The following is an 11315-nucleotide window of genomic DNA, read 5'->3' on the forward strand; positions in this document are numbered from 1 at the left end:
GGCTGCAGCCTAGTTAATTTGCATCCACGATGACAATTTAATGTGACGTAGATCGCGGACGCAAACCCGTTGTCTCCCTTGTCGCCCCGGCAACAGGGGCGAAAGTCCATTCCACACCACAATGTTTGCGACTAGCCTCTCCGTTGTGACACTTCCAGGCGAACACCCCCGGGACTACAACAACGTAACGGTCGGTGTGGACGGATCGCCCGCATCGGGTAGAGCGGTCGCGTGGGCCGCGGCCACCGCCGCCGCGCGCGGCGCGGCCCTGCACCTCGTGCACGCCGTCGACTTCGTCTCGACCGGGTGGGCCGCCACGCCCTTCGTGCAGACCTCCCAGGTGTTCGAGTGGGCGGAGGAGGACGCACGCGCCGTCCTGAAGGACGCCGAACGCATCGCCCGCGACACCGCACCCGACCTCGAGATCACCGCGGCCCTGTCGTTGACCGGCAGCGCCAAGTGGCTCGTCGAACTGTCGCGGCAGACCCTCATGCTCGTGCTCGGTGCGTCCGGCAGCGGCCGGATCGGTGAGGTGTTGCTGGGCTCCACGCCGGTCGCCGTCGTCGGGCACGCCGAGTGCCCCGTCGTGGTGGTGCGCGGCGACCGGGAGATCGACGCCGACGGTCCGGTCGTCGTGGGTGTCGACGGCAGTCCCCTGAGCGAGGATGCGCTCGCCGCGGCGTTCGAGGAGGCATCGTTCCGCAACGTGGACCTCGTGGCCGTGCACGTGTGGAGCGACGTGAGGTCCGGGGCGGTCGACCGCTCGCCCCTCGTGTTCGATCCCCGTGCGTTCGAGGAGAGCGAGCACGCCCTCCTCGCCGAACGGCTCGCCGGATACCGCGAGCGGTACCCCGACGTCGCCGTCGACCGCAAGGTGTACATCGACGGACCCCGCACCCACCTGCTGGAGTGGAGCGAGAAGGCGCAGCTCGTCGTCGTGGGTAGTCGCGGCCGCGGCGGCTTCACCGGTCTGATCCTCGGATCCACCAGTCAGGCGTTGCTACGCGCGGCCCGCTGCCCGGTGATGGTGGTGCGGCCCGACGAGACCTGACGGCGGTAGTGTGCGTGACGACGGTCCGTCAGCGTGCGCCGCACGCGAGGAGAGAACGAGGTCGCGCATGCGCATCGGAATGGGTCTGAACTACAGTGCCGGGTTCGCCGAGACAGCGGCGGAGGTGACCGACCTCGAGCGCGCCGGCCTCGACATCCTGTTCGTCCCCGAGGCGTACTCGTTCGACGCGGTCAGCCAGATCGGGTACCTCGCCGCGAAGACCTCCCGCGTCGAACTCGCCTCCGGCATCTTCCAGCTGTACACGCGCACCCCGGCGCTGACCGCGATGACCGCGGCCGGCCTCGACTACGTCTCCGACGGGCGCTTCGTCATGGGGATCGGCGCGTCGGGACCGCAGGTCATCGAAGGTTTCCACGGTGTGCCCTACCACGCTCCGCTGGGCCGCACCCGCGAGATCGTGGAGATCTGCCGGAAGGTGTGGCGACGCGAGAAGCTCGAATACCAGGGCAAGTACTACCAGCTGCCGTTGCCGGAGGACCGGGGCACCGGGCTCGGCAAGCCGCTCAAGCTCATCAACCATCCGGTGCGCGAGCGCATCCCGATCGTCATCGCGTCCCTCGGACCGAAGAACGTGGCGATGACCGCCGAGATCGCCGAGGGCTGGGAGCCCATCTTCTACTTCCCGGAGAAGGCCGCCGACGTGTGGGGCGAGTCGCTCGCCAAGGGCAAGGCCAAGCGCGACCCGGCGCTCGGCGACCTGCAGATCTACGTGCAGGCGGCCCTCGCGATCGGCGACGACGTCGACCACATGATCGACTGGGTGCGCCCCACCCTCGCGCTCTACATCGGCGGGATGGGCGCGAAGGGCAAGAACTTCTACAACGATCTCGCGGTCCGGTACGGCTACGCCGAGGAGGCCGAACGCATCCAGGATCTGTACCTGGCCGGTAAGAAGCAGGAGGCCGCGGCCGCGGTGCCCGACGAGTTGGTGCGCGCGGTGTCGCTGATCGGCCCCGAGAGTTACGTCCGCGAGCGGGTCGCCGCGTTCGCGGAATCGGGTGTCACCACCCTCAACGTCCTCCCGCTCGCGGCCGACACCGCGGGGCGGGTCCGCCTGATCGAGCAGTTGCGGAACATCTGCGACTGACCGACCGACTGGATAGGCTGCGACCATGAGCGAACTCGATCCCATCGTCGTGGCGGTCGACGGTTCCGAATCTGCGTCCACCGCGGTGATCTGGGCGGCACGCGCCGCCGCGGTGCGCGAGCGGACGTTGCGGATCGTCACGGTGGTGCACATCCCCGCGTTCTACTACTCGGAACCGTATCTCGCGCAGAGCTTCCACGAGGAGATGAAGGCCACGGCCCGCGACCGCCTGGCCTCCGCGGCGGTCCTCGCCCGCCAGGTCGTCGACGAGACGGACGCGACGGTGACGATCACCACCGACCGGATCGAGGGCAAGGTCGCGCCCGTCCTCATCGACGTCGCCGCCCGCGCCGACCGGCTCGTGGTGGGATCCCGCGGGCTCGGCGAGGTCAAGGGACTGCTCGCCGGATCGGTGTCCACGTCGGTCGCCGCGCACTCTGCGGCGCCGGTCGTCGTCGTCCGGGGCCGCACCCTCGAGGGGGCGCCACCGAACGACGGACCGGTCGTCGTCGGTATCGACGGGTCGGAATCGTGCCGTGCCGCAGTCGACGTCGCGTTCGAGGAGGCGTCGGCGCGAGGTGCGACCCTCGTCGCCGTCAACGTGTGGAGCGACGTGAGCGTGCAGCCCTCCCTCGGGGCCGTCCCGGAGGATCCGCACTGGGAACGCATCCAGACCGGCGAGGAGATCGTCCTCGCCGAACGTCTCGCCGGATATCAGGAGCGGTATCCGGACGTCGTCGTGGAACGGGTCGTCGCCCGCGACCGGCCGGTACGGGTGCTCAGCGAGTTCGCCGAACGCGCGCAGTTGCTGGTCGTGGGCAGCCGCGGACGCGGCGGGTTCAAGGGTCTGCTGCTGGGATCGACCAGCAACGCGCTGATCCAGACCGCCGACTGCCCGGTGATGGTGGTGCGGTCGCCGGTCGAGGAGGCCTCCTGACGCCGATCGGGATTTCCCCGGTCGGCGGGAGTGCCGCCGCGCGTCGGCTCAGCCGAAATCGTCGAGACCCCGCCGCCCCAGGTCGCGCCAGGCGTCGGCCGGATGCACACCGCGGCGGACGGCCTCGTTCTCGATGAGCACCCCGAGCATCGCGGTGCTCAGATAGGCGAGATCGTCGAGCGATGCGCCGCGGTAGCGGGCGGCGAGCCACCCCGACGAGTTGCCGGCCTTCGCGGCCTGGGCCATGTCGAGCACCGTCCGGAACAGTTCCGCGCCCGACGGGTCGGGCGCGGGGTCGCGGTCGAATGCGGTGAGGTGTCGTGTCACGTGGTGGTCCCTTTCCCCCCGGTCAATAACCGATACGCATGATCAGTTGCGGCGCGACGGGCATGCCCAGGCGCGCGGCGAGGCGTTGCGCGGAGTCCCCGATCCGCAGCGGGTGGGTCAGCACCGACGCCGACAGGCGCGCGTCCACCGCGGCGAGCCACGCCCGTTCGGTGGCCATCCCGATCCGGACGAGTTCGACCGGATCGTCGGATTCGGCACTGAACAACAGCACCGATTCGCGGTCGATCGCGTCGGCGAGAGCGGACGTATCGGGAATTCCCGTGGTGATCAATGCTTTTCCGGCTGCGCCGTGATCGTCGAGGGTGGCGCTCCAGGTGGTGACGATCTCGGTGTTGCCCTGCGGCTGCCAATGCGACGTCCACGAGAACAACTCGCGCTGGTAATGCGGGTTGCGACGTCTGATCTCCGCCGAGTAGGTGAGCATGTCGGCGAGCGCGGGTGCTTCGTCGGACGCCAGCAGTCGGATGTCGACGCCGGGCACCCGGGTGCCGGCCGCGACGATGTCGCCGAGACATTCGGCGGGAACCGGGATGTCGGCGAACGCGTCACGGTGACTGTGCCGATGTGAGATCGCCGCGTACAGCCGCAGATCCGAGCTCGTCGGCACCGACGCCCCCCGCGATTCGACGCGGGCGATCAGGGACGGCCGGTCGGGATCGGGGAACAGGACGGTGTGGGTGTTCCTGCCGAGCACCCGGATGGCCAGTTCCAGATTCGCGACGGCGGTGCCGCACGAGATGAACCGGTCCGGTCGCAGCGTGTCGGTGCCGGGGTCGGTGAACGCGCCGGGGTCGACGAAGGTGCTGAACGCGCTGCGTTCCTCGAGTTCCGCGGCGTGCGCGGGAAGGAGAAGATTCCACGGTTGCGCGTCGTGCACCGACGGTGCTTCGATGACCGCGCGGGCGATGATGTCGGTGTCCTCGACCGACCAGGTTCCGGATTCGATGGTCACCTTCACCTTCTCTCACGGTCGTGTGCCGCGGACACGTCACGCGGTCTACCGTCCAGGTTCCCCCTGTGCCGTCCGGGCGGCCAGGGGACGAAGGTCCCGAACGTGCCGTCGAACGGCCCGGTCGTGCACGGTGGGGTGTGGGACTGCGACGATGTACCCATCGGATGTGCAACGAAAGGTGCGTGAGATGCCCCGCGTATTTCTCGTCGACGACCACGAGATCGTGCGACGTGGACTGGTGGACCTGCTGAGCAGCGTGCCGGACTTCACGGTCGTCGGCGAGGCGGCGTCCGTCGGTGAGGCCCTGGCCCGGATTCCGGGCAGCGGCGCCGACGTCGCCGTGCTCGACGTGCGACTCCCCGACGGCAACGGTGTCGAACTGTGCCGCGAGCTGCGCGCACGGATGCCGGAGCTGCGGGCCCTGATGCTCACGTCGTACTCCGACGACGAGGCGTTGTTCGACGCGATCATGGCGGGTGCATCGGGGTTCGTGCTCAAACAGATCCTCGGCACCGATCTGGTCTCGGCGATCCGCACGGTGGGGGAGGGCGGTTCGCTGCTCGACAGCCGCGCCACCGCCGCGCTGATGGATCGCATCCGCGCGTCCCGGGACGCCGACCCCCTCGCCGACCTGTCCGATCAGGAACGCGCCGTGTTCGAGCTGATCGGGGAGGGATTGACGAACCGCGAGATCGCCGAGCGACTGTTCCTGGCGGAGAAGACCGTCAAGAACTACGTGTCGCGGTTGCTCGCGAAGCTGGGGATGCAGCGACGTACCCAGGCCGCGGTCCTGGCGACCGAACTGCGGAAGGGCCGCCCGCACGACCACCACTGAGCGGGCCGTCGGTTCTACTCGGCTGCGCGCCAGAACGCGGGGAGTTCCGCGTCGAGTCGGTCCTTCGCCTGCATGGGAAGCGAGTGGGTGGTGTCCGGGAACACGTGGACGACGGCGCGGGGCAGTTCCCGCGCCCGGTCGGCTGCCTGCTCACCGCCGGCGAGCGAGTCCCGTTCCGCGATGGCGACATAGGTGGGCATCGTGAGGGCGCGAAGGTCGTCGTCGCCGAGCGGGGAGGGGGTGGGCAACGCGGCGGAGAAGTGTCGACTCGCCTGCTCGATCATCGCAGCCGTGTCGTCGGTGGGGTCGTGGTCGTCGACGCCCCCGACCTTCCCGAGGGCGGTGTGGCGCCAACCGTCCGGAATGCCGGGCAGGGTGGACACCGCCGCCCACCACAGCATCCGGGCCGGCGGGTGGGCGAACGTGAGGGCGGGTTCGAGCAGGGTCAGTGACCGGACGTTGTCGGGGAAGTGCCTCGCGTACGCCGCGGCGCTCGCCCCACCGAACGAATGCCCGACCACGTGCGCGTCGTCGGCGTCGAGTTGCGCGAGGGCGTCGGCGATCCACAGGGCCTGGTCGTCGGTGGACGCCAGCGGCACACCCTGCACGGACAGTCCGGCGTCGCCGAGCGCATCGAAGGCGAGGACGCGGTGGTGTGCGAGGAAACCGGGGAGGTTCTCCGTCCACATCGGGACGCCGGACGACCTGCCCGGAACGAGAACGACGGGGACGGTGTCGGCTCGCTCCGGTGAACTCCATTCGTACGCGCGCACCGTCCCGAACGCGGTGGTGACGTCGTGGGTGGCGGTCGGTGTCGGCAGCGCCGCCATCGCCTTCTCGTAGGCCGCGACGTACTCGGCGCGTCCGTCGATGCTGCGGAAGTGCCCGACGCCGGGTGCTCCGAAGAAGAACTGCCCGGTGGCAACCACCCCGGCGACGGTGAACACCGCGACCAGCGCGATGCCGGTGCGCCGGGCGATTCTGCGTGCCCGGCGGGGTGGGGGTCGATCGGTGGGGGATGCATGCTCGGTCACGGGAACCCCTGACTGCCGCTTTTGCAATATGTTCATACCGTATCATGGGGGCATGCCGAGGATCGTCGACCATGCCCAGCGCCGCCGGGAGATCGTGTGGGCGCTGTGGGCCGTCATCCACGACCGCGGAATCGACGGCGTGACCTTCCGGGCGGTGGCCGCGGCGGGAGGTGTGTCGATCGGACGGGTGCAGCACTACTTCGAATCGAGGGAACACCTCATCCGTGCGGGCGCCGAACACATGGTCGCCGAGGCCGAACTGCGCTACCGGCACGACGGATCGCCGACGGACCCCCGGGCGGCTCTCGTCGCGCTCCTCACCCGGCCCGTGCCCACGGACGACTCGGGTCGCCCGGGTGTCTCCGTCTGGTACGCCTACCTCGCCGAATCGGCGAGCGACCCGTGGATCCGGGCGTTCCTCGCCGACGCGACCCGCGGAACGGTCGCCGAGACCGAGCGACTGCTCACCGATCTCGGTGTGCCCGAGGACGTCAGCGGCCCGGCCGCGCTCCGCCTCGTCGCGGTGAGCAACGGAGTCACGCAGGCGGTGCTCCTCGGCGCGATGGATCCGGACGTCGGCATCGGACTCGTCACCGCCGAGGCGGATGCCCACACCCGTCGGTGACCATCGAACGGGCCGACGGACACGGACGCCCCGCGGTCACGGCTGGAACGGGGCCTGCCACCGGACGCGGGTGCCACCCGCGTCACCCGCCCCGACCGCGAACGTACCGCCGCACTGCTGAGCGCGACGCTCCAGGTTCGCGAGCCCGCTGCGCCGCGGGGTATCGGGCAGCCCGGTTCCGTCGTCGACGATCTCGATGACGAAATCGTCTGCGGCGCGGACGGAGACGGTGATGTTCTCGGACTGCGAATGCCGCAGCGCGTTGCTGAGACCTTCCCGCAACACGGCCTCGGCGTGCGGATGGATGCGATGGGGCACCAACGTGTCGATGGGCCCGACGAACTGCACGTTGGGCGCGACCGACGAGTGCACGCTCAGGTCGCCGACCACGTCCAGAAGACGGCGTCGCAGACTCGTCGACGCGGCCGCACCCGTGGTGTGCAGATCGAAGATCGTCGTGCGGATCTCCCGCACCGTCCGGTCCAACTGCTCGACGGCGTGCAACACGACGTCGGTGACCCGTTCGGAGTCGGCGCCGGGCACCATCGCGCTCTGCAGGCTCATACCCGTCGCGAACAGTCGCTGGATCACGTTGTCGTGCAGGTCCTGCGCGATGCGATCGCGGTCGGCGAGCACATCGAGCAGACGCTTCTTGCGTTGCTGCTCGGCGAATTCGAGCGCGACCGCCGCCAGATTCGCCATCGACTCGAGCCGCGCGACATCCTCCTCGTCCCACGGATCGTTGCCCCGCGCCCGGGTGACGATCAACACGCCGGTGACGGTGGACGTCGCCGACAACGGCAGCACCACCGCGGTGCCGTCGTCGCCGTCGCCCGCCGACGGGAGCCCCGTGAGCGTGCGCGTGCGCACCGGCCTGCGGGTACGCAGCACGTCCAGGACGGGTGAGCCGGCCAGGTCGATGCGCACCGGGTCGGTGGTCGGAGCGGTCGGCGACGCCGCCCGGACCGTGCCGTGGGTGCCGTCGACGAGGACGACGAACGCACCTGCGCCGCGCGCCAGCTCGCGGACCTGGCCGGTGAGGAGCCCGAGCGTCTCGTCGACCGACCCTCCGACGAGCAGCCGGGCGTTGATCGAGGCCATCGCGGCGAGCCACCGCTCCCGGGTGAGTGACCCCTCGAACAGCCGGGCGTTGTCCACGGCCATCGCCGCCGACGTCGCGAGGACCTTGAGGATGACCTCGTCCTCCTCGGTGAACTCGGGCCCACCCAGCTTCTCCGTCAGGTAGATGCTGCCGAACACCTTGCCCCGGATCATGATCGGGGTGCCGAGGAAACTCTTCATCGGGGGATGGTTCGGTGGGAAACCGATCGACGCGGGATGCGTCGACAGGTCGGCGAGCCGCACCGGACGCGGATCGTTGATGAGCAGCCCGAGGATGCCGCGACCCTCGGGAAGGTGCCCCATCACGCTGCGCTGCTCCGGGTTGATGCCCTCGTACACGAACTCCGACAGTCCACCGTCGGCGGCGCGGACCCCGAGCGCGCCGTAGCGGGCGTCGAGCAGCGCCGTCGCCGACTGCACGATGCGTTGCAGCATCGAATCGAGCTCGAGACCGGAACCGACGACCAGCACCGCCTCGAGGAGCCCGCGCAGGGTCGCCGCCGTGGAATCGGCGTCGTCGAGCCGGTCGCGCAGGTCCGCCAGCAGGGTGTCGAGATCCGATCCCGTGACACCGCTCATGCCGCGCCTCCGATCAGGGCGACGGCAGCGGCGACCGCCGCGGCGGACGGATCGACCCTGGCGCGCCCGAGGTCGTGACCGGCGCCGTCGACCTCGACGAACGCGGTCGCGGCAGGGATCAGGTCTGCGGCCGCGCGGATCTCGTCGACGGTGCCGAACGGGTCGCGCGTACCCGAGACGAACAGCGTGGGCACGGTCACGGCGGGTAGATGCTCGACACGGGCCCGCTCCGGTCTACCCGGCGGATGCAGCGGATACGACAGCAGCACCAGTGTGTCGCAGAGCGACGGTTGCTCGGCGACCAGCATCGACGCCTGCCGGCCACCGTAGGAGACGCCACCGAGCAGCAGCGGTCCGTCGACGCGCTCGCGCAGGACGGCGGCGGTCGCGGCGATCCCGGCGCGGTCGTCGGCGGCCCGGGCCACCGACGGTGGGCCCTTCGGGCGGAGCCGACGGAACGGCAGGTCGTAGCGCAACGCGAGACAGCCGTGTTCGGCGAACCGGTCGCATACGCGCTGCAGGATCGCCGAGTCGCTGTTGCCGCCGGCGCCGTGGGTCAGGGCCACCGCGCCGCGGGGTGTTCCGTCCGGAACATGGAGGACACCGTGCACGGCGTCGGTGTCCAGCGGTTCGGTGTCCATGCCGACCACGGTAGTCGCGGGCCGTGCCGTCATGACGTCGGCGCCCCGACGACGGCGTCGGTGACCCGAGGTCGACGGAGCACCGTCGTCCAGATCCGGTGGAGCATCGCGGCGAACATCAGCGCCCACACAGCCCCCGCCACCCACAGTTCCGCGGCACCCACCGCGCCGACGAGCGGAAGTTCGTCGGCGCGACCCAGGTAGATCCCGGCGACGGCGTACATGCCGAGCGGGAACACGATCGACCACAGCGACGGGTCGTACGTCAACGGCACCTTGTGGATGCGGTGGCGCCACCACCCGGCGGCGATCAGCGGCGGGAACAGCCACGTCGCGAACGCCCAGATCACCACCGCCAGGCCCGCGATCAGCCCGCGTGTGGCGTCGACCATCGGCGCGTCGGACATCTCCACGATCCGTGCCCCGGCGACCACCGTGATCGAACACGCGCCCATCGACACCCAGTAGGGCGCTGTCAGATCGGCGGGGCGCAGCGGGTACTGCAGCATGCGCGCCGCGACGAAGATTCCGGCCGCCGCGTACAGGAACAGGCCGACGCCCCACGCGAACACGGCGACGGCCGCGAGCAGCCGGCCGAGGTCGGTGTAGATCGGTTGCAGCGACGCCGCGGCGACCGCCACGGATTCGCTGGCGACCACCCACACGAACCACGTGCCGTTGGCCTTGGCCAGCACGGGGCGTTCGGTGGTGCCCAGCACCGCCGTCCACGGGATCACGTACCCGAGGACGAGCCAGGTGATCGCCGCGACGAGCAACAACGCCGCGGCGGTGTGGTGCCAGCCCTCCACGATCAACCGCACACCGAGCACGTTGCTGCCCGCGATGAACGTGAAGAACCCGAAGGCTCGCCCCGAGTCGGCCATGTCGGCGGCGAGATCCGCGCGGTACGCGACGAGTCGCCACAGCGACAGCACGGTGAGCACGACGTAGCAGACGACGGCGACGAACAGCAGCACCTTCGACGGGACGGTCAGGCCCTTCAGATCCAGTCCGAGGGAGACGATCCCGGTCGCCATGACGAGCGCGTAGTACCCGGGCGCCAGTGTCCGGACTGCGTTGCGGAGCCGAGTCGGAAAGTCCACGGTCGTGAACGTTACTTCAGGTGTTGTGCGGCATTCGGGCAGGTCCGCCTTACTTCAGTAGCCGGGACAGTTTCCGGTCCGCGAGGATCCGCCCGCCGGTCTGGCACGTCGGGCAGTACTGGAACGACCGGTCCGTGTATTCCACCTGCCGTACGGTGTCGCCGCACACCGGGCACGGCAGGCCGGTGCGCGCGTGCACCCGCAGACCCGATCTCTTCTCCGCTTTCAGGCGCGCGGCGCCCTGCCCGACGGACCGGGCAACCGCGTCGGTGAGCACCGAGCGGATGGCGGCGTGGAGTGCCGCCGACTCGTCGTCGGTCAGTCTCCCGGCGGTCGCGAACGGCGACAGTTGCGCTGTGTGCAGGATCTCGTCGGAGTAGGCGTTGCCGATCCCGGCGAGCACCCGTTGGTCGACGAGCACCGTCTTCAGGCGTGATGTGTTGCCGTGCAGCAGGGCGGCGAGGTCGTCGACGGTGATGTCGAGGGCGTCCGGACCCAGCCGCGCGACACCGGGAACGTCGCGGGGGTCGTGCACGACCCACACGGCGAGTCGTTTCCTGGTGCCCGCCTCGGTGAGGTCGATCGCCGGGGTCGTCGCGTCGGGCGCGAACAGGTGGATGCGCAGGGCGAGGGGACCGCGACCCAGTTTCGGAGGGGTCGGGGACGGCTCGTCGACCCAGCGCAACCATCCGCCGCGCGACAGGTGGGTCACCATCGTGAGGTCGCCGCTGTCGACGGTGAGGAACTTGCCGAACCGGCGGGAGCCGGTGATGTCGCGGCCCTGCAGCGCCGTGATCGGTGGGTCGGCGGTCTGCAGCGCACTGAGCGCGGCCACGTCGATGCGGCCCACCACCGAGCCGACGGCGTGGTCGCGCAGGAACACCGACAACGCCTCCACCTCGGGCAGCTCCGGCATGTCGCCCACGCTACGACCCGTGCGCCTTTGTGGTAGATCGAAGGCGGTCTGCCATGCGGCGCGT

12 protein-coding genes are annotated in these 11315 nt (G+C 70.0%); 5 read left to right on the forward strand and 7 right to left on the reverse strand.

All coding sequences use genetic code 11. The annotated features are described in order from the left end of the window. The first annotated feature begins 145 nt into the window (after positions 1-145). The 3 genes from LDQ05_RS08050 to LDQ05_RS08060 all read left to right on the forward strand — a co-directional run bounded on the left by LDQ05_RS08050 (position 146) and on the right by LDQ05_RS08060 (position 3096). The gene (locus tag LDQ05_RS08050; RefSeq protein ID WP_372461055.1) at positions 146-1051 is read left to right on the forward strand and encodes a universal stress protein; all 906 of its coding nucleotides are present in this window, start codon (positions 146-148) and stop codon (positions 1049-1051) included. A gap of 67 nt (positions 1052-1118) precedes the next feature. Next, positions 1119-2159 carry an LLM class F420-dependent oxidoreductase gene (locus LDQ05_RS08055; protein ID WP_226436377.1) on the forward strand — a complete coding sequence of 347 codons (1041 nt, stop codon included), beginning with the start codon at positions 1119-1121 and terminating at the stop codon, positions 2157-2159. 25 nt (positions 2160-2184) lie between these two features. After that, the gene (locus LDQ05_RS08060; RefSeq protein WP_226436378.1) at positions 2185-3096 is read left to right on the forward strand and encodes a universal stress protein; all 912 of its coding nucleotides are present in this window, start codon (positions 2185-2187) and stop codon (positions 3094-3096) included. Positions 3097-3144: 48 nt separating this feature from the next. On the opposite strand, the gene LDQ05_RS08065 is transcribed toward LDQ05_RS08060, so the two are convergent. Continuing rightward, the gene (locus tag LDQ05_RS08065) at positions 3145-3423 is read right to left on the reverse strand and encodes a hypothetical protein (protein ID WP_226436379.1); all 279 of its coding nucleotides are present in this window, start codon (positions 3421-3423) and stop codon (positions 3145-3147) included. A 22-nt stretch (positions 3424-3445) separates the two neighbouring features. After that, complete coding sequence (locus LDQ05_RS08070) at positions 3446-4396, reverse strand: nitroreductase family protein (RefSeq protein WP_226436380.1); 951 nt, start codon at positions 4394-4396, stop codon at positions 3446-3448. 187 nt (positions 4397-4583) lie between these two features. On the opposite strand from LDQ05_RS08070, the gene LDQ05_RS08075 reads away from it, so the two are divergent. After that, entirely contained in the window at positions 4584-5231 is a 648-nt protein-coding gene (locus LDQ05_RS08075) for a response regulator transcription factor (protein ID WP_226436381.1), read from the forward strand. 14 nt (positions 5232-5245) lie between these two features. On the opposite strand, the gene LDQ05_RS08080 is transcribed toward LDQ05_RS08075, so the two are convergent. Continuing rightward, complete coding sequence (locus tag LDQ05_RS08080) at positions 5246-6265, reverse strand: alpha/beta fold hydrolase (protein ID WP_226436382.1); 1020 nt, start codon at positions 6263-6265, stop codon at positions 5246-5248. A gap of 52 nt (positions 6266-6317) precedes the next feature. Here LDQ05_RS08080 and LDQ05_RS08085 point away from each other — a divergent pair, with 52 nt between their 5' ends. After that, on the forward strand, positions 6318-6890 hold the full coding sequence (locus LDQ05_RS08085; RefSeq protein WP_226436383.1) for a TetR/AcrR family transcriptional regulator: 573 nt from the start codon (positions 6318-6320) through the stop codon (positions 6888-6890). A gap of 36 nt (positions 6891-6926) precedes the next feature. On the opposite strand, the gene LDQ05_RS08090 is transcribed toward LDQ05_RS08085, so the two are convergent. From LDQ05_RS08090 to LDQ05_RS08105, 4 genes are read right to left on the reverse strand one after another with little or no spacing between them, the layout of a single operon-like run. Continuing rightward, positions 6927-8591 carry a sensor histidine kinase gene (locus tag LDQ05_RS08090; RefSeq protein WP_226436384.1) on the reverse strand — a complete coding sequence of 555 codons (1665 nt, stop codon included), beginning with the start codon at positions 8589-8591 and terminating at the stop codon, positions 6927-6929. Next, entirely contained in the window at positions 8588-9232 is a 645-nt protein-coding gene (locus tag LDQ05_RS08095) for an alpha/beta hydrolase family protein (protein WP_226436385.1), read from the reverse strand. Before LDQ05_RS08095 ends, LDQ05_RS08090 begins: the two co-directional genes overlap by 4 nt. A 29-nt stretch (positions 9233-9261) precedes the next feature. Continuing rightward, on the reverse strand, positions 9262-10335 hold the full coding sequence (locus LDQ05_RS08100) for a tellurite resistance/C4-dicarboxylate transporter family protein (RefSeq protein ID WP_226436386.1): 1074 nt from the start codon (positions 10333-10335) through the stop codon (positions 9262-9264). 49 nt (positions 10336-10384) lie between these two features. Next, positions 10385-11251 carry an Fpg/Nei family DNA glycosylase gene (locus tag LDQ05_RS08105; protein ID WP_226436387.1) on the reverse strand — a complete coding sequence of 289 codons (867 nt, stop codon included), beginning with the start codon at positions 11249-11251 and terminating at the stop codon, positions 10385-10387. Between the last annotated feature and the right edge of the window lie 64 nt (positions 11252-11315).

It is taken from the genome of Rhodococcus yananensis (assembly GCF_020515525.1).
Lineage (GTDB): Bacteria > Actinomycetota > Actinomycetes > Mycobacteriales > Mycobacteriaceae > Rhodococcus > Rhodococcus yananensis.